This is a genomic window from Ensifer sp. R1-3, from assembly GCF_056739175.1.
Map to the genome: position 1 here is coordinate 402,061 of NZ_CP096515.1, position 17,502 is coordinate 419,562.

Annotated in this window: 14 protein-coding genes; 9 read left to right on the forward strand and 5 right to left on the reverse strand. The window is 63.6% G+C overall.

Annotated features, from left to right (window positions below; genetic code table 11):
- The first annotated feature begins 41 nt into the window (after positions 1–41).
- From M1D43_RS01970 to M1D43_RS01985, 4 genes are all read left to right on the forward strand, one after another.
- The gene (locus tag M1D43_RS01970; RefSeq protein ID WP_003529186.1) at positions 42–1,406 is read left to right on the forward strand and encodes a glutamine synthetase family protein; all 1,365 of its coding nucleotides are present in this window, start codon (positions 42–44) and stop codon (positions 1,404–1,406) included.
- A gap of 193 nt (positions 1,407–1,599) precedes the next feature.
- Positions 1,600–2,985, forward strand: coding sequence for an aldehyde dehydrogenase family protein (locus M1D43_RS01975; RefSeq protein ID WP_153313805.1), 1,386 nt, complete (start codon positions 1,600–1,602; stop codon positions 2,983–2,985).
- Positions 2,982–4,127, forward strand: coding sequence for an iron-containing alcohol dehydrogenase (locus M1D43_RS01980; protein ID WP_153313806.1), 1,146 nt, complete (start codon positions 2,982–2,984; stop codon positions 4,125–4,127). Before M1D43_RS01975 ends, M1D43_RS01980 begins: the two co-directional genes overlap by 4 nt.
- Positions 4,128–4,336: 209 nt before the next feature.
- Positions 4,337–5,053 (forward strand): AAA family ATPase, encoded by a 717-nt coding sequence (locus tag M1D43_RS01985; RefSeq protein ID WP_003529183.1) that lies wholly within the window; start codon positions 4,337–4,339, stop codon positions 5,051–5,053.
- Positions 5,054–5,080: 27 nt separating this feature from the next.
- On the opposite strand, the gene M1D43_RS01990 is transcribed toward M1D43_RS01985, so the two are convergent.
- Both M1D43_RS01990 and M1D43_RS01995 read right to left on the reverse strand, forming a co-directional pair.
- The gene (locus M1D43_RS01990; RefSeq protein ID WP_153313807.1) at positions 5,081–6,370 is read right to left on the reverse strand and encodes an NAD(P)/FAD-dependent oxidoreductase; all 1,290 of its coding nucleotides are present in this window, start codon (positions 6,368–6,370) and stop codon (positions 5,081–5,083) included.
- Between the two features lie 187 nt (positions 6,371–6,557).
- A complete protein-coding gene (locus M1D43_RS01995) occupies positions 6,558–7,964 on the reverse strand; it encodes a L,D-transpeptidase family protein (RefSeq protein ID WP_013844647.1) in 1,407 nt (468 codons plus the stop codon).
- 167 nt (positions 7,965–8,131) lie between these two features.
- Here M1D43_RS01995 and M1D43_RS02000 point away from each other — a divergent pair, with 167 nt between their 5' ends.
- Together M1D43_RS02000 and M1D43_RS02005 are read left to right on the forward strand one after the other, a co-directional pair.
- Positions 8,132–8,968 carry a DUF4432 family protein gene (locus M1D43_RS02000; protein WP_027993165.1) on the forward strand — a complete coding sequence of 279 codons (837 nt, stop codon included), beginning with the start codon at positions 8,132–8,134 and terminating at the stop codon, positions 8,966–8,968.
- Between the two features lie 72 nt (positions 8,969–9,040).
- Positions 9,041–9,379, forward strand: a complete 339-nt coding sequence (locus M1D43_RS02005; RefSeq protein WP_010969769.1) for a protein tyrosine phosphatase family protein — start codon at positions 9,041–9,043, stop codon at positions 9,377–9,379.
- 395 nt (positions 9,380–9,774) lie between these two features.
- Here M1D43_RS02005 and M1D43_RS02010 read toward each other — a convergent pair whose 3' ends face one another.
- The 3 genes from M1D43_RS02010 to M1D43_RS02020 are packed head-to-tail and all read right to left on the reverse strand — an operon-like array spanning position 9,775 to position 13,350.
- Positions 9,775–11,421: a thiamine pyrophosphate-binding protein gene (locus tag M1D43_RS02010; RefSeq protein WP_153313808.1), complete on the reverse strand. Its 1,647-nt coding sequence runs from the start codon at positions 11,419–11,421 to the stop codon at positions 9,775–9,777.
- 34 nt (positions 11,422–11,455) lie between these two features.
- Positions 11,456–12,409: a DMT family transporter gene (locus M1D43_RS02015; protein WP_010969767.1), complete on the reverse strand. Its 954-nt coding sequence runs from the start codon at positions 12,407–12,409 to the stop codon at positions 11,456–11,458.
- Positions 12,406–13,350 (reverse strand): alpha/beta fold hydrolase, encoded by a 945-nt coding sequence (locus M1D43_RS02020; protein WP_153313809.1) that lies wholly within the window; start codon positions 13,348–13,350, stop codon positions 12,406–12,408. Before M1D43_RS02020 ends, M1D43_RS02015 begins: the two co-directional genes overlap by 4 nt.
- 191 nt (positions 13,351–13,541) lie before the next feature.
- On the opposite strand from M1D43_RS02020, the gene M1D43_RS02025 reads away from it, so the two are divergent.
- From M1D43_RS02025 to M1D43_RS02035, 3 genes are all read left to right on the forward strand, one after another.
- Positions 13,542–14,309 (forward strand): ribonuclease T2, encoded by a 768-nt coding sequence (locus tag M1D43_RS02025; protein ID WP_027993162.1) that lies wholly within the window; start codon positions 13,542–13,544, stop codon positions 14,307–14,309.
- A gap of 127 nt (positions 14,310–14,436) precedes the next feature.
- The gene (gene ettA, locus M1D43_RS02030) at positions 14,437–16,086 is read left to right on the forward strand and encodes an energy-dependent translational throttle protein EttA (RefSeq protein ID WP_003529173.1); all 1,650 of its coding nucleotides are present in this window, start codon (positions 14,437–14,439) and stop codon (positions 16,084–16,086) included.
- 391 nt (positions 16,087–16,477) lie between these two features.
- A complete protein-coding gene (locus M1D43_RS02035; protein ID WP_003529172.1) occupies positions 16,478–17,500 on the forward strand; it encodes an ArsR/SmtB family transcription factor in 1,023 nt (340 codons plus the stop codon).
- The last annotated feature ends 2 nt before the right edge of the window (positions 17,501–17,502 follow it).

The window sequence follows — 17,502 nt, forward strand, 5'->3', positions numbered from 1 at the left end:
GTTCAAGGGAACGGCCGCGCCGAACATGGGATGACACTTTCATGAGCTATTCGTTCGAGGAACTGAAAGAGGATGTTGCCGCCGGGCGCATCGACACGGTGCTCGCCTGTCAGGTGGACATGCAGGGCCGCCTGATGGGCAAGCGGTTTCATGCGGAATACTTCGTGGAAAGCGCGTGGAAGGAAACGCATAGCTGCAACTACCTGCTTGCGACGGACATGGAGATGGAGACCGTGCCCGGTTACAAGGCGACGAGCTGGGAGAAAGGTTACGGCGACTACACGATGAAGCCCGACCTTTCGACGCTCCGGCGCATTCCGTGGCTCGAAGGCACGGCGCTGGTTCTCTGCGACATGCTGGACCATGACACGCATGCGGAGGTGCCGCATTCGCCGCGCGCCATCCTGAAGAAGCAGGTGGCGCGCCTCGAAGCCATGGGCTTCAAGGCCTATATGGCGAGCGAGCTCGAATTCTTCCTCTTCGATCAGTCCTATGACGATGCGCGGCTCTCAGGATATCGCGACCTGCAGCTCGCCAGCGGTTACAACGAGGACTACCACATCTTCCAGACGACCAAGGAAGAGGATGTGATGCGGGCGATCCGCAACGGCCTTCAGGGAGCCGGGATCCCGGTCGAGAACTCCAAGGGCGAGGCGTCCGCCGGCCAGGAGGAGATCAATGTCCGTTACGCCGACGCCCTGACGATGGCCGACCGGCATGCGATCATCAAGAACGGCTGCAAGGAAATCGCCTGGCAGCGCGGCAAGGCGATCACCTTCCTCGCCAAGTGGAACTACTCGGCCGCCGGCTCCTCGTCGCACATCCACCAGTCGCTCTGGAGCAAGGACGGCGAAACGCCGCTGTTCTTCGACAAGAACGGGCAGTACGGCATGTCCGAGCTCATGCGCCACTATGTCGCCGGTCAGCTCGCCCATGCGAGCGAGGTCACCTATTTCCTGGCGCCCTATATCAACTCCTACAAGCGCTTCATGGCCGGTACCTTCGCTCCGACCAAGGCGATCTGGAGCAAGGACAACCGCACCGCCGGCTATCGCCTCTGCGGCGAGGGCAGCAAGGCAATCCGCATCGAATGCCGCGTCGGCGGCTCCGATCTCAATCCGTATCTTGCCTTTGCCGCCCTGATCGCGGCCGGCATTGCCGGCATCGAGAACAAGATGGAACTGGAGGCGCCGTTCGTGGGCGACGCCTATCAGGGCAAGGAGGTGCGCGAGATCCCGCATACGCTGAGAGAGGCGAGCGAGGCGCTCTCCGGCTCGAAGATGCTGCGCGCCGCTTTCGGCGAAGAGGTCGTAGACCATTATGTGCACGCCGCAGAATGGGAGCAGCAGGAATATGACCGGCGGGTGACCGACTGGGAGGTCGCGCGCGGGTTCGAAAGGGCGTAAAAACGCCCCTCCCCAACCCCTCCCCACAAGGGGGAGGGGCTACGTTGCGGCACCCTCCTACCGAAAGCCGATGCCTCCACAAGTGGCATGGCCGAATTACTGTGCGGAGCGGTGCCGCAGGTTAAGTCCCTCCCCCTTGTGGGGAGGGGTTGGGGAGGGGAATTCATTGTGAAATGAGAACAGGAAGACGATCATGACGATGATCCGATGTGTTTCGCCGGTCGACGGCGAGGTTTATGCCGAGCGCCCGGCAATACCGCTGGAGATGGCGAGGCAGGCCGTGGCACATGCGCGCCTCGCGCAGAAGGCCTGGGCCAGGCGCCCGCTCGATGAGCGTGTGAAGCTGGTGCTTGCCGGCGTCGCACGCCTCAACGAAATGGTCGACGAGGTGGTGCCGGAACTCGCCTGGCAGATGGGCCGGCCGGTGCGCTATGGCGGCGAATTCAAGGGATTCAACGAGCGCTCCAATTACGTAGCCTCGATCGCGGCCGACGCGCTGAAGCCGCTCGTCGTGGAGGAGAGCGACCGCTTCGAGCGGCGCATCGCGCGCGAGCCGCATGGCGTCGTCTTCGTCATCGCTCCGTGGAACTATCCCTATATGACCGCGATCAACACGGTCGCGCCGGCGCTGATGGCCGGCAATACCGTGATCCTCAAGCACGCCAGCCAGACGATCCTCGTCGGCGAGCGCATGGTGCGCGCCTTCATAGAGGCGGGCGTTCCGGCGGACGTTTTCCAGAATCTGTTCCTGGATCACGATACGACGGCGGCGCTGATTGCCGCCAAGAGCTTCGACTTCATCAACTTTACCGGATCGGTCGAAGGCGGCCGGTCGATCGAGCGGGCGGCGGCCGGCACCTTCACCGGCCTGGGGCTCGAGCTCGGCGGCAAGGATCCGGGCTATGTGATGGAGGATGCCGACCTCGACGCGGCCGTCGACACGCTGATGGACGGCGCGACCTACAATTCCGGCCAGTGCTGCTGCGGCATCGAGCGCATCTATGTGCATGAATCGCTCTATGACGCCTTTGTCGAGAAATCGGTCGCCTGGGTTTCCAATTACAAGCTTGGCAATCCGCTCGATCCCGAGACGACGCTCGGTCCGATGGCCAACAAGCGCTTTGCGGCAACCGTGCGCAATCAGGTCGCCGATGCGATCTCCAAGGGTGCCAAGGCGCTGATCGACCCGAAGCTCTTCCCGCAGGACGATGGCGGTGCCTATCTCGCGCCGCAGGTCCTTGTCGATGTCGATCATTCCATGGAGTTCATGCGCGAGGAGACCTTCGGGCCGGCCGTGGGCATCATGAAGGTGAAGAGCGACGCCGAGGCGATCGAATTGATGAACGACAGCCGGTACGGTCTCACCGCGTCGCTCTGGACGAAGGATGCGGAGCGCGCCGCACGGATCGGGCGTGAGCTCGAAACCGGCACGGTTTTCATGAATCGCGCCGACTATCTCGATCCGGCGCTGTGCTGGACCGGCGTCAAGGAGACCGGCCGGGGCGGCTCGCTCTCGGTGCTGGGCTTCCACAACCTTACCCGCCCGAAATCCTATCACCTGAGGAAAGTAACCGCATGACCATCGCCGCCAACTGGAGCTATCCGACCGCCGTCAAATTCGGCGCCGGCCGGATCAAGGAGCTTGCCGACCACTGCAAGGCGCTCGGAATCAAGAAGCCGCTGCTCGTAACGGATCGCGGACTTGCCCCGATGGCGATCACGCAGCAGGCGCTCGATATTCTGGAAGCGGGTGGCCTCGGACGCGCGATCTTCGCGGACGTCGATCCGAACCCCAACGACAGGAACCTCGAAGCCGGCATGAAAGCGTTCCGTGACGGCGGCCATGACGGCGTCGTCGCCTTCGGCGGCGGCTCGGGCCTCGACCTCGGCAAGTGCGTCGCCTTCATGGCCGGCCAGACGCGGCCGGTCTGGGATTTCGAGGATATCGGCGACTGGTGGACCCGCGCGAGCGTCGAAGGTATCGCGCCGATCGTCGCCGTTCCGACGACCGCCGGTACCGGGTCCGAAGTGGGGCGCGCCAGCGTCATCACCAATTCGGCAAGTCACGTGAAGAAGGTGATCTTCCATCCGAAGTTTCTGCCTGGCGTCACGATCTGCGATCCGGAACTCACGGTCGGCATGCCCAAGGTGATCACCGCCGGCACGGGCATGGACGCCTTTGCCCATTGCCTCGAAGCCTATTCGTCCCCCTTCTATCACCCGATGTCGGCCGGGATCGCGCTCGAGGGCATGCGGCTCGTCAAGGAATACCTGCCGCGCGCCTATAAGGATGGAGCGGACCTCGAAGCCCGTGCCAATATGATGAGCGCGGCGGCGATGGGGGCGGTCGCGTTCCAGAAGGGGCTCGGCGCGATCCACTCGCTGTCGCATCCCGTCGGCGCGATCTACAACACCCATCACGGCATGACCAACGCCGTGGTGATGCCCCCGGTCCTGCGGTTCAACCGCTCCGCGATCGAGGAAAAGATCGGTCGCGCCGCCGCCTATCTCGGCATTGCGGGCGGCTTCGACGGTTTCTACGACTATGTGCTGCGGCTCCGGGAGGAACTCGGCGTACCGGACAAACTTTCCGCACTCGGGGTCGGCACGGACCGTATCGACGAGATGGCCGAGATGGCGATCGTCGATCCGACGGCCGGCGGCAATCCCGTCGAACTGACGCTCGATGCCGCGAAAAAGCTCTTCGCAGAATGCATTTGACGGGAGCCGTCGTTAATTTTTTCAAGCCCGGAAAATCCATGTTTTCCGGGCTTTTTCGTTGCCCTTCAATGGAAAATGCGCCCTCCGGTTAACTTTTGGGGGCCAAAAGTTTCCATTTCGTTAACCATGTTCTGCAAGGTTCTATTAAGAAAACCGCGCGTCGGGCAAAGCTGGGCGGACCGGAAACGAGCAAGGACGAGGTGAGAGAAATGGCGGTCATCACATTCGCCAATGCAAAGGGCGGTGCGGGAAAGACGACCGCGGCGCTGATCCTGTCGACGGAACTGGCGAGGCAGGGGAATCGCGTCGTGGTACTGGACGCCGATCCGCAGCGCTGGATCACGAGCTGGTCCGAAGTGTCCGGCCGTGTGGCCAATCTCGAGGTGATTTCGCACGTCACTCCGGCTTCGCTTCCCTGTCATATCCGCGAGCTCAAGGGTGAGGCCGATTTCATCGTCATCGATCTCGCCGGCGCCAAGGACGCGATCGTCGCGTTGGCGCTGGGGCTGTCCGATCATGTGCTGATACCGGTTCAGGGCTGCGCCATGGACGCGCGTGGCGCCGTACAGATTCTTGAACTTATCCGCCATATCGGCGAGAAGGCGAGGGTGCGCATCAACCACTCGGTCGTCTTGACGCGCGTCAATTCGCTGGTGACGACGCGGGCGCTGCAGACGATCAAGGCGCTGCTCGCCTCGCGCGGCGTTTCGGTCCTCGATACGCCGATCGTGGAGCGTGTTGCCTATCGCGAAATCTTCGAGTGCGGCGGCACCCTGCAGATGATGGACCCGAACCGGGTCAGCAATCTCGACAAGGCGCGCGAAAACGCATACGCGCTTGCCGCCGAGGTGCAAAACCTGCTCCCCGTGACCGCACGCCGCGCCCTGATGTCCCGCCTGCGCTCGGCTTTGCCGCGGGCGGCGTAGCGATCGCTCGCGAAGGGCGGTTGCCGTTCAGAACCGTTTGTCGATGAAGTGTTTCGCCTGGGCGCCGGCGTGGTAGAAGGCGGACTTCAGAGTCCGCCACGGATCCGGCGTGACCGGCGTCTCCGCAAGCGGTATCGCGGACGTATCGCCGGTGACGTGGCGGGCAAGCGCCCGCCCGAAGACGGTGCCCGGCGCGATCCCTCGGCCGTTATAACCGCTGATCGATACGACGTTGGGAGCGAGCACATGCATGGCTGGCAGATTGTTGGTCGTCATGCCGATGCGGCCGTCCCACCAGTGCTCGAAGCGGAAGTCCCCGATATAAGGAAAGAGTTTGCGCACCGAGCGCGCGGCGAAGGCCCGGTGCGTGCCTGCGGCGATCGCATCCAGCCTGCCGATCGAGCCGAAAATCAGCCGGTTCTGCCGGTCCATGCGGAAGGAGGTCATCACCAGCCCCGTGTCCCAGGCTCCCTGGCGTTCGGGCAATATCCGCGCGGCCACGTTGTCGGGCAGTGGATTGGTCGCGAACTGGAAATAGGGAAGGATCGTGAGTTCCTGCCGGTACTCCTTCCATGGGACGCCGGTGACAAGGCTCCCATAGGCGTTGGTCGCAAGAATGACGTGACGGGCCGTTACCGTTCCCCGCGGGGTCTTCAACTTCCAGAGATCGCCTTGGCGGCTGGCTGCAAGGAGGGGGGTATCGGTGAAGATTTCGGCGCCGGCGGCAAGCGCTGCACGGGCCAATCCTCGCGCATAGGCGAGCGGCTGTATCGTTCCGGCGCGGCGGTCGAGCAGTGCGCCGGTGAAGCCCTCGGCTCCTGAAAGCGCGTGCGCCTTTTCAGCCGAAAGCACCTCGACCGGAGCACCGCGCTTTTTCCATTGCGCCTCGCGCTCCCGGATTTCCTTGAGCCCTTCCGCGCCGACCGACATATGCAGCGTGCCGTTGCGAACGGCTTCGCATTCGATTCCATGTTTCGCAACGAGATCGTAGACGAATGACGGGCCGTCGCCGAGTTCGTCGAGAAGCCGGTTGCCCGCCGCTGCTCCGAGCGTTGCGATCAGGTCGTCCGGCTGCACCCACATGCCGGCATTGACGAGGCCGACATTGCGGCCCGAACCGCCGAAGCCGATCATCCGCGCTTCGATCACCGCAGTCCTGATGCCCGTCTCCGCCAGATGAAGTGCGGCCGAAAGGCCCGTGAAACCACCTCCGACGATCGCCACCTCGACCGTCAGGTCGCCTGCTAGCGGAGCGGTGCGCGGAGCGGCCGGTGCCGTCGCATGCCAGAGATTGGGGAGAGCACGCTCCGTTGCCATCGCGGACAGTTCCTTAAGGTCAGGGGTGTTTCGTCTGTGATAAAGGCAATGCGGCGGAGTTTTTCATGACAATGTTTCATGACGTCATGAGGCTGCTGCGACCGGCAGGGGGGTATGGCCTTCGAAGCAGCTCAAGCGCGTCGCGATCAACCGCATTGACGCGGCACGCTTGGCTGATTGTCGTGCCTCAGTCGACGAATTCGACCGTGACGCCGGTGCTCACCATCTTGCCGAGTTCGGTCGCGTCCCAGTTGGTCAGGCGGACGCAGCCATGGCTCTGGGTCTTGCCGATCTTCGACGGCTCCGGTGTCCCGTGAATGCCGTAGGTCGGCTTCGACAGCGCGATCCAGACGGTGCCCACCGGGCCGTTCGGACCCGGTTGCAATTGCAGGATCCTGTCGTTCGCGCCCTGCTGGAAGTTGATCTTCGGGTTGTAGGTATAACCAGGATCGAAGGCGATACGCTCGACATGCACCGTACCGGAAGGCGACGGCGTGTCGGAGGAACCGATGGTGGACGGATAGGCGGCGATCAGTTTCCCCGCCTCGTCATAGGCGAGCACCTGCTTGCGGGCCTTGTCCGCGACGATGCGCGCCACCTTGCCCTTCTTGTTCGGGCCGGGATTGACGACCTTGATCGTAGTGCCGGGAATTGAAAAATCGACACCGGGATTGAGCTCGCGCAGATACGCCTCGTCCATGTGGAACTTCTCGCCGAGCATCTCCGTCACGGACGTGAAGGACAGATGCGGAAGCTGCGCCTTGTGGGCGTAATCTTCCGGGATGGAGGCGACAAAGGGGCCGGCCGCATCCGCGGCGGTGATCGTGTAGGTCGTGATCGGCAAGCCGCCGTTGAAGCGCAGCCGCTCCAAAATGTCTTCGGTATTGTTCGGATCGAGCGTTTCACCCGTTGCCTGCTGCCAGGCTTCGATGGCCTTGGTGACGTTCGAGCCCATCTTGCCGTCGATCACGCCGGGAGAAAAGCCCTCGCGGTCGAGGAAGACCTGCAGGGCAGCGATCTCAGCGCGCGACTTTCCCGTCACCGTCATGGCCGGCGGCATCGGCTGTGCCAGCGGGTCATCGTATTGCGGATCGTAGGCAGCCTCCTCGCGATCGGAGAGCGAGGGAAGGCTGTTGGGCAGATCCTCGCGCTCGACCGGAGCGGGCGCAATATCGCGATATTCGGGGATGGCGCCGGTAAACTCGCCGGGCTCGGAATAGCCGTAACCGCGATCGCGGGGCTCGGGATAGCCATCGCGCCCGTATTCGCGGCGCCGCTGTCCGCGACCATAGCCGTCATTCGGCACGACGGTGGCGACGATATTGCCCCACGGATCCACGAGCACCGTGCGTCCGCGGCGGTCGCGCATGGCATGAACCTCGGCCTCTCCGGGGATATAGTCGAGAATGTCGCCTTCAGGCGTGACGAGCATCACGTCGCCGCCGCCCCAATAGCCACCATAGGCATCCTGTGCGTTGGCGGGCGCAAGCTCCATGGCCATGAGGGCGAGTGCTGCGAAGAGCGAAAGGCCGGTGCGGGTCGCGGGCGTCACTAGGGAACCTGTCTTCATGGCGGTTGCTTTGCGGCGGTACATACCGATTTGGACGTTAATGTGAAAAAAGTGAATTCATCATGAACAGCCGGTTAAATTAGTTAGGCCAACATCCTGCCCATTGCAACGCTCGCCGAAATGGCCCGGTTCCGAGGCTTCGACTATCATGGATTCCCTGCCTGATTCCGGGCTCCTTCTCTGGAGGTGAAATGCGGACGACCTTGAACGCGGCCGATGGCGCGGCGAGCCACCTCCTGTTCGACCCGTCCTCGGCACTCGATGTCGCGGCCTTCGTCGTCGCCGGTGTCGATCTGTCGCCGGGCGCGGCGATCCCCTCGGACGGCGATCCGCGCATCGACCGCGCGCTCGCGGGTTTCCTGTTTACCTGCGGTCCCGAGCACATTCGACATCCCGAGGCTCTGGAAGGCGGCGCCGGCGCATATTATCCCCTGCATGGCTCGCTCGCCGGAACGCCCGTCAGCCGGACCGAGATGTGCGGTGCGGGCGATCGTTGTACTGCCGTCACCGAAGTCGATCTCGCCTGCGGCGGCCGGGCGGCTATCGAGCGCCTCTGGCAAGTCGATGCGGCCGCGCACGCCGTGACGCTTGCGGACCGCGTCATCAACATCGGTTCGTCTGCCTTTGCGCCGATGATGATGTATCACATGAACATCGCCGGCCGGCTGCTCGGCGAGGAAACGCGGATCGAAAGTCCGTCGGTCGACGGCGGATCGCTTCCCTGGCGCTTCGGCGAGGGGGAAAGCGCGCATTTCTGCCGTCCGGCCGTTGCCTGTGACGGATGGTCGGAGGTGGCGCTGACCGCAATGCCGGGTCTTAAGGGGCGCGCACTGCGCGTGCGGTTCCGGACCGACACGCTGCCGTTCCTGCAGATGTGGCGTTGTCAGCGCGGCGGCGCCAACGTCGTCAGCATCGAGCCGGCCTCGCATCGCCTGGCGAAGCGGCCGCAGCTTGCCGCAAACGGGGAGCTCGATCCTCTTCAACCTGGCCAATCGCGCGATTATAGCCTGGCTTTCACCGTCTCCTGATGACGCCTTCTCGATTGACGCCGCCCGGCGCCGGGCCTAAATCAGGGCAACGCTTTTCTTGAGGGACGCCACATGGACATTCGCCAGATCAACGATGAGTACTCGGTTTCGGGCCAGATCACCGTCGACGACCTCGACGAGATCAAGGCGCTCGGCTTCAAGTCCATCGTCTGTCATCGCCCGGATTTCGAGGCACCCGATCAGCCGACCTTCGACGCCATCGCCGCGCGTGCCCAGGAACTCGGGCTGGAGATCACCCATATCCCGGTCGGCCCGATGGGCGTGACCGCGGACGCGGTCAAGAGCATGGTCGACGCTCTCGACGAATTCCAGCGCCCGATGCTTGGCTATTGCCGCTCCGGCGCCCGCTCTACCGCAGTCTATCAGCAGACACTGCACATTCGGGGCTGAGGCGCCGAAAACGGTTGTGACGAGGGCTTCGCTCCGCGAATCATCTCACGGATTGCGATCTCTCTCTCATCCCTCGAGCACTGAGGAGGTTGGCAGGCCTACCGCGATGCTCGCGAAGACGGCCGAGATCACGCATGATCTCGAGATGCAGACACGTCGAACGCAGTGGTTTGATCGGGCCGCCTCTGCCCCTCATCCGCCTGCCGGCACCTTCTCCCCGTTTTACGGGGAGAAGGAACAAGCGGACACTGCTTCGTCCTCTTCTTCTAGAGGGCGGAGACGGGGCTGGGAGCTTGCCGCTTGTCCCTTCGCCCCGCTTGCGGGGAGAAGGTGCCGGCAGGCGGATGAGGGGCTTTCGAGAATTCCGCTGAGCGCCGCATTACGGCGGCCCCATCCTACCCGTTCCGGATCTCGCTCAGCGTCCGCGTCGGCGTGATCGCTTCCGGGTCGAGCTTGATCTCGATGATGGCAGGCTTGCCGCTCTCACGCGCCCGCAGGAAGGCGTCTGCGAATTCTTCCGTCCTCGCCACCGTTTCGCCGTGGCCGCCATAGGCGCGGGCGAGCGCTGCGAAGTCCGGGTTCGTCAGATCCGTGGCGCTGACACGGCCGGGATATTCGCGCTCCTGGTGCATGCGGATCGTACCGTAGATACCGTTGTTGACGACGAGCGCGATGATCGGGAGTTCATAGCGGACGGCGGTCGCGAACTCCTGGCCATGCATCAGGAAACAGCCGTCGCCGGCAAAGCAGACCACCTCGCGATCGGGATGCAGATGCTTGGCCGCGACTGCGGCCGGCAGGCCGTAGCCCATCGAGCCGGAAGCGGGAGCAGCCTGCGTCCCGTAACGGCGGAAACGGTGGAAGCGATGGAGCCAGGTGGCGTAATTGCCTGCGCCGTTGGTGAAGATCGTCTCCGGCCCCGTATTCGCCTCCAGCCAGTTCACGATCGGTCCCATCTGGACGTCGCCCGGTCCCTTTTCCGGCGGCGTCGACCATTTGAGATAGGCCGCATGCATTTCTCCGGTGCGGGCGGACCAGTGGGGCTCGGCTGAAGGCGTCAGGCTCGAGAGCGCGGCGACGAAGTCGCGCGGGCTCGCGGCAATTGCGAGGTCCGGACGGTAGACCCGGCCGAGCTCGCCCGGATCCGGATGGACATGCACCAGGGTCTGCCTGGGGTAGGGGACGTCGATCAGCGTGTAGCCGGAGGAAGGCATCTCCGAGAACCGCCCGCCGACGAGGAGGACGAGGTCGGCTTCCCGGATCTCGCCTGCCAGCGACGGATTGATGCCGATGCCGACATCGCCCGCGTAGTTCGGATGCAGGTGGTCGAAAAGCATCTGGCGGCGGAAGGAGCAGCCGACCGGCAGCTGCCAGCGCTCGGCGAAGCTCTGGAACCCGGCCACGGACTCGGCGGACCAGCGGGTACCGCCGAGAATGGCGATCGGCCTTTTCGCGGTGGAGAGAAGCTCTGCAAGCTTGGCAATCTGGCTTGGGCCCGGGTGGCTTTCCACCGGCTGGTAAGCGCGGGCGGCCGGTGCCTCGGTGCTCTGTGTCAGCATGTCTTCCGGCAAGGTCAGGACCACAGGCCCGGGACGGCCGGACGTCGCGACGGCGAAGGCACGCGTCACGAATTCCGGGATGCGCGCCGGATCGTCGATTTCGCCGACCCATTTTGCGACTTCGGTGAAGGCCCGGCGATACTCGATCTCCTGAAAAGCCTCCCGCTCGCGGGCTTCGCGCTGCACCTGGCCGATGAAGAGGATCATCGGAACCGAATCCTGCCGGGCCACGTGGAGGCCGGCGGAGGCATTGGTCGCGCCGGGGCCGCGGGTGACCATGCAGATGCCGGGCTCGCCCGTCAGGCGGCCCCAGGCATCCGCCATCATTGCGGCCCCGCCCTCCTGCCGGCAGACGACGATCTCGATGTCGGCGTCGTAAAGCGCATCAAGCACCGCCAGATAGCTTTCTCCCGGAACGCAGGAGATGCGCTTCACCCCGTTTGCGGCAAGCGCCTCCACCACCAGTTGTCCGCCCGTTTTCATATGCACCTCCCAATGCTGTCCTGTTTTGCCGATGTCAAATCGCCGGCGACACCGGCGCGATACCAGCCGTTTTCTGCACCTGCCGCTCGCGCCAGATGATATAAAGTCCTGAGCCGATGATGATCGCGATGCCCAGCCATTTCAGCGCGTCCGGCAGATCGCCGAAGACGAGCCAGCCGAAAATCGTCGCCGAGACGATCTCGAGATATTGCAGCGGCGCGAGCACCGAGGCCGGCGCCGCCCGATAGGCATAGACGCCGAGCACGCCGGAGATCGTCGCGGTGACGCCGACCCCGAGCAGGTAGTACCATGCGCGCCCGTCCGGCCAGACCGGATCGAAGACGCTCGATCCGCTGCCCTCGCCGAACCAGAGCAGCGCGAGACAGAAGAGGCCTCCCCAGATGCCGGCATGGAACTGCATCGACCAGGGGTCCTCGTTCTGCGCGACCATGCGCGTCACGAGCAGGAAAACGGCGAGGCCGAAGGCGGCGACGATCGGAAGAAGTGCGACCAGACCAACTTCCTGCATGCTCGGCTGGATCACGAGCAGCGAACCGAGGAAGCCGACAGCGCAGGCGGTATAACGGCGCCAGCCGATCGTCTCCTTCAGGAAGATGCTGCCTAGAATAGTGAGGATGATCGGTTCAACGAAGAAGATGGCGATGGCATCGGCCACCTCCATGACCTTCAGCGTGGTGATGAAGGAAAGCATGGTCACCACCAGAAGGCCGCCGCGCAGCGCATGCAGCGCACTCTTGCGCCATGTGAGATCGAAGAGCGTACCGCGCACAAGGACGATCGGCAGGATGAAGACGATCTGCAGCAGGAAGCGTGCCGCCGTGATCTCGGCCGAGGGAACCGTCGCGATGGCTAGCTTCGAGAAGATGTCGATCAGCGGCGACAGCAACACCGAAAGGACCATCAGCGTCAGGCCGTAGGAAATCCGGTTGTGGTCGATTGCAGCCTTGGAAAGGGAGAGCTCGCTCATTGACCGTGGCGCTTTCCCCGGACTGCCTTAAGGCACCAGGCGGCGAATTCCTCCGTCGCTTTTTCCCGGCCGATCTCGTTGAGCGTTTCGTGGCGCATGCCCTCGTGAATTGCGATCGTGACATTCGTCATGCCCCGCGCTTTCATGCGGTTGCCCAGCCAGCGAACGGCCTCTCCGTTGAGGGTGGAAGGATCGGCGCCGCCGCCGACGAGGTGTACCGGAAGGCTCGACGGCAGCCGCGACAGCCGGTCGGGGCGGGCACCGGCGAAGGCGAAGGCGAAGACGTCGAGCCACAGCGATACGGTCGGGTCGAAACCGCAGTGCGGATCTTCGATATATCTGGCGACCTCGCTTTCATCGCGCGAGAGCCAGTCGAAATCGGTCTGCCGGTCGGCGATGGTGGTGCTCCAGGCGCCGAAGGTGAGTTTCGTCACGAGCGGACTTGGCACGTCCGAACCCTTCAGCATCTTCTCGATCGCCAGCAGCAACTGGCCGCCGCGCCCGGCAAGGCCCGGCCGGAAATTGGAGTTCCACACAGCGAGCGCGTCGTAGAGGTCCGGATCGGTTTCGGCGGCGTTCAGCGCGATCAGTCCCCCCATCGAATGGCCGAACAGCACGACCGGCAGGCCTGGATGAGCGGCCGCTGCCATATCGCGGAGTGCGCGCAGGTCCGTGACGACCTTCGCCGCACCTTCCCGCTGGGCGAACATGGCGGGAGGCGCATCGGGGGCACAGCTCGTGCCGTGGCCGCGGTGGTCATGGGCGTAAACGTGGAAACCTTGGGTGGCCATGGTTTCGGCAAAGCGGGCATAGCGGCCGGAATGCTCGGCAAGGCCGTGGCTGATGACGAGAATGCCTTGCGGTTCGCCTGACGCGCCGACATGGCGCCAGCCGAGTGTCGCGCCGGTCGGGCTTTGATGCGTCCTCACCTGCCCGAACATGCCATGCGCTCTCCCCCACTTGCGGATGCCGTACGGATATCAAATCGATTTGGGTGGGAAAGGCAATCGCAGCTTGTTGCTCGTTGCGCATGAGATCACAACGAATCCGCGGATACCGATTCAGGGTTGCAATTTTCCCGTATATGGGGTTATTTGTTCCTGTTTTGTTTTCCTTTAGAGGGTTTGGGGCAATGAAGACAAGGGCGATGATGCATCTGATGAGGTTGGCGGCGCTGGCGCTGGGGTTGGCGAATGCGCCCCTCGCGGCGGCTCAGGAGAGTTCGGCGAGCGAGGGCGAAACCGGCGGGGGGAGGACGGAATATGTGCTCGCCGTCAGCTGGCAGCCGGGATTCTGCGAGACGCGGCCCGATCGCAAGGAATGCGTCGGCCAGACTGCGGAGCGCTTCGATGCGACGAATTTCTCGCTTCATGGCCTATGGCCGCTCAAGAAGAGCTATTGCGGCGTGGAAGCGGATCTGAAAGCGCGCGACCGCAAGGGAGACTGGCTGGAACTGCCGGAAGTCGACATGGGGGACGAGACGGCCAAGCGCCTGCTCGTCGCCATGCCGGGTGTCAAGTCCGGCCTGGACCGGCACCAATGGCTGCGCAACGGTACCTGCCAGACGGCAAATGCCGAGGACTACTTCGCGCTGCAGCTCCGGCTTCTGGACGAGCTCAACCGTTCGGCTGTGCGTGCGCTCTTTGCAGACGGGATCGGCAAGGAACTTGACGAAAAACAGATCAAGCAGGCCTTCGACCAGGGCTTCGGGGCGGGGGCCGGAGACCGGGTGCGCATGCGTTGCCAGTCGGTGAACGGCCGCGACGTGATCACCGGCCTGACGATAGGGCTCTCGGGCGACCTCTCGGGCAAAGCCGAACTGGCGGATTTGATCCAGGCGGCGGGGCCGACGGAATTCAAATGCGCGAAGGGGATCGCAGACGCTGCCGGGCGGGGCTGATCGGGGGCGCAATTCGCATGGAGGGAGCGGCGGGGCAGCGTTGGGGCAAGGGCCTTTGACGTTGCCCCGCCACCATAATTCGCCTACATAGCGGGCAAAATTCCCTTCCGATGCGGAGCATTCCTTTATGGCACGTCAATTCATCTATCACATGGCCGGGCTGAACAAGGCCTACGGCAACAAGAAGGTCCTCGAGAACATCCATCTCTCCTTCTATCCGGAGGCGAAGATCGGCATTCTCGGCCCGAACGGGGCCGGTAAGTCGACCGTGCTCCGGATCATGGCGGGCCTCGATACCGAATATACCGGCGAGGCCTGGGTCGCCGAAGGTGCGAGGGTCGGCTATCTCGCGCAGGAGCCGCAGCTCGATCCTCAGAAGAACGTGCTCGAGAACGTGATGGAAGGGGTGGCCGCCAAGAAGGCGATCCTCGATCGCTACAACGAGCTGATGATGAACTATTCCGACGAGACGGCGGACGAAGGCGCCAAGCTCCAGGACGTCATCGACAGCCAGAACCTCTGGGACCTCGACAGTCAGGTGGAAATGGCGATGGAGGCGTTGCGTTGCCCGCCGGGCGATGCGGAGGTCACCAATCTCTCCGGCGGCGAGAAGCGCCGCGTGGCGCTTTGCAAGCTTCTGCTGTCGCAGCCCGAACTGCTTCTGCTCGACGAACCGACCAACCACCTCGACGCGGAAACGATCGCCTGGCTCGAAAAGCACCTGCGCGAATATCCGGGCGCCGTGCTGATGGTCACGCACGATCGATACTTCCTCGACAACGTCACCGGCTGGATTCTCGAGCTCGACCGCGGCCGGGGTATTCCCTATGAGGGCAACTACTCCGCCTATCTGCAGTCGAAGGCCAAGCGGATGGCGCAGGAAGGACGCGAAGAGGCCGCCCGCCAGAAGGCCATCAGCCGTGAGCAGGAATGGATCTCTTCAAGCCCCAAGGCCCGCCAGGCGAAGTCCAAGGCCCGTATTCGCGCCTATGACGAGCTGGTCGAGGCGGCTGCGGACCGGCGTCCGGGCGACGCGCAGATCGTCATTCCCGTTGGCGAACGCCTTGGGCAGGTGGTCATCGAGGCGGAAAATATTTCCAAGGGCTATGACGACCAACTGCTGATCGAAGGCTTGAGCTTCAAGCTGCCGCCGGGCGGCATCGTCGGCGTCATCGGCCCGAACGGCGCCGGCAAGACGACGCTCTTCCGCATGATCACCGGCCAGGAGCAGCCCGACGACGGCTCTATCCGGATCGGGGACAGCGTGCAGCTCGCCTATGTCGACCAGAGCCGCGATGCGCTCGACGCCAACAAGACGGTCTGGGAAGAAATCTCGGGCGGCAACGACATCATCAAGCTCGGCAAGCACGAGGTCAATTCGCGGGCCTATTGCTCGACCTTCAACTTCAAGGGCGGCGACCAGCAACAGAAGGTCGGGACGCTTTCGGGCGGCCAGCGCAACCGCGTTCACCTCGCCAAGATGCTGAAGTCCGGCGGCAACGTCGTCCTGCTCGACGAACCGACCAACGACCTCGACACCGAGACCCTGGCGGCACTTGAGGATGCGCTCGAAAACTTCGCGGGATGCGCTGTTATCATCAGCCACGACCGCATGTTCCTCGACCGCCTTGCCACCCATATCCTCGCCTTCGAGGGCGACAGCCATGTCGAGTGGTTCGAAGGCAATTTCGAGGACTATGAAAAGGACAAGATCCGGCGTCTCGGCCCGGACTCGGTCAATCCGAAGCGGGTAACCTACAAGCGTCTGACGCGTTGACCGTCATACGCTTGCGGCGGCGCATCGCTGAAGCGTAGAGCGGCATGCGTCCAGATGGATGCCAAGAACAAAAGTCCTTCACGGCGCGGACGCGCCGTGGCTGGATGCCTGTGACAAGCACAGGCATGAGGGGAGTGTTTGGGCTGCCGTAATCGACCGGTATCGGTGAACGGGCGCCCGATCCTTCCTCATCCTTGTGCTTGTAACAGGGATCCAGCAGCGCCGCGTCCGCGGCGCCAGAGAGTCACGGCGAAACGCACGTCCGTAAGGGCGACCGCAAGGTCGCCCGCTCTTATCCTCCAAGCGCCATTCTGTTGCCCTTATGCGCAAATCTCTTGCGCCGTCGCCGCAAATCACATAAACATATCTTTATGTGTTGATGGGGAAGGCTATGGCTGATCGGGAAACGCTTGGTTTGGATGCGCTGGTCGACGTCCTGAAAGCGGCGGGCGAGCCGACGCGCCTGCGCCTGCTGGCATTGCTCTCGGCCGGCGACCTGACGGTCACCGATCTTACCGAAATTCTCGGGCAGTCGCAGCCGCGCATTTCCCGTCATCTGAAATTGCTGGCCGAGGTCGCGCTCATCGATCGCTATCAGGAAGGCGCCTGGGCCTATTTCCGTCTGCGTCAGGAGGGCCGTCGCGTCGCGCTGATCCGCGAGCTTCTCGCATCGGCTGCGGCCGACGATGCGATTCTGGCCAGGGATGCGATCCGACTTGCCACGTTGAAAAGAACCCGCGCGGAGAAGGCGCAGGCCTATTTCAGCCGCAACGCGGCCGAATGGGACAAACTCCGACGTCTGCACATCGCCGAAGGCGACGTCGAGGCGGCGCTCAAGGCGATGGTCGGCGACGAGCCGGTCGACAGCCTGCTTGACCTCGGCACCGGTACCGGACGTATCCTGCAGCTCTTCGAGGGCATCTACCGGCGCGGCATCGGCGTCGACGCCAGCCGCGACATGCTGGCGGTTGCGCGGTCCAACCTGGACAGGGCCGGCATCACCAAGGCGTCGATCCGCCACGGCGACATCTTCAACCTGCCGCTGGATGGTCAATCCTTCGATCTCGTCACGATCCACCAGGTGCTGCATTATCTCGAGGAGCCCGAGGCGGCGATTGCCGAGGCCGCGCGCATGCTCGTACCGGGCGGCCGGCTCGTGATCATCGATTTCGCGCCGCACGGGCTTGAACATCTGCGTGACGACCACGCCCATGCGCGCCTCGGCTTCTCGCACCAGACGATGAGCGAATGGCTGCAGAAGGCGGATCTTTCGCTCGAGAAGACGACCGATCTTGCGCCGGAAGGCGGGCAGGAGGGGAAGCTGACTGTCACCATCTGGCTGGCGCGCGACCAGCGCGCGGCCGAAACCGTTGCCGACTTGCCGCGCCAGCGTCTTCATGCAGGGGGAGTTTGAGA

Coding starts and splice junctions, on each gene's coding strand:
- M1D43_RS01980 (WP_153313806.1), top strand. CDS start 2,982: ATGACCATCGCCGCCAACTGGAGCTATCCGACCGCCGTCAAATTCGGC.
- M1D43_RS02010 (WP_153313808.1), bottom strand. CDS start 11,421: ATGAAAACGGGCGGACAACTGGTGGTGGAGGCGCTTGCCGCAAACGGG.
- M1D43_RS02015 (WP_010969767.1), bottom strand. CDS start 12,409: ATGAGCGAGCTCTCCCTTTCCAAGGCTGCAATCGACCACAACCGGATT.
- M1D43_RS01970 (WP_003529186.1), top strand. CDS start 42: ATGAGCTATTCGTTCGAGGAACTGAAAGAGGATGTTGCCGCCGGGCGC.
- M1D43_RS01975 (WP_153313805.1), top strand. CDS start 1,600: ATGACGATGATCCGATGTGTTTCGCCGGTCGACGGCGAGGTTTATGCC.
- M1D43_RS02005 (WP_010969769.1), top strand. CDS start 9,041: ATGGACATTCGCCAGATCAACGATGAGTACTCGGTTTCGGGCCAGATC.
- M1D43_RS02020 (WP_153313809.1), bottom strand. CDS start 13,350: ATGTTCGGGCAGGTGAGGACGCATCAAAGCCCGACCGGCGCGACACTC.
- ettA (WP_003529173.1), top strand. CDS start 14,437: ATGGCACGTCAATTCATCTATCACATGGCCGGGCTGAACAAGGCCTAC.
- M1D43_RS01990 (WP_153313807.1), bottom strand. CDS start 6,370: ATGGCAACGGAGCGTGCTCTCCCCAATCTCTGGCATGCGACGGCACCG.
- M1D43_RS02000 (WP_027993165.1), top strand. CDS start 8,132: ATGCGGACGACCTTGAACGCGGCCGATGGCGCGGCGAGCCACCTCCTG.
- M1D43_RS02035 (WP_003529172.1), top strand. CDS start 16,478: ATGGCTGATCGGGAAACGCTTGGTTTGGATGCGCTGGTCGACGTCCTG.
- M1D43_RS01995 (WP_013844647.1), bottom strand. CDS start 7,964: ATGTACCGCCGCAAAGCAACCGCCATGAAGACAGGTTCCCTAGTGACG.
- M1D43_RS02025 (WP_027993162.1), top strand. CDS start 13,542: ATGAAGACAAGGGCGATGATGCATCTGATGAGGTTGGCGGCGCTGGCG.
- M1D43_RS01985 (WP_003529183.1), top strand. CDS start 4,337: ATGGCGGTCATCACATTCGCCAATGCAAAGGGCGGTGCGGGAAAGACG.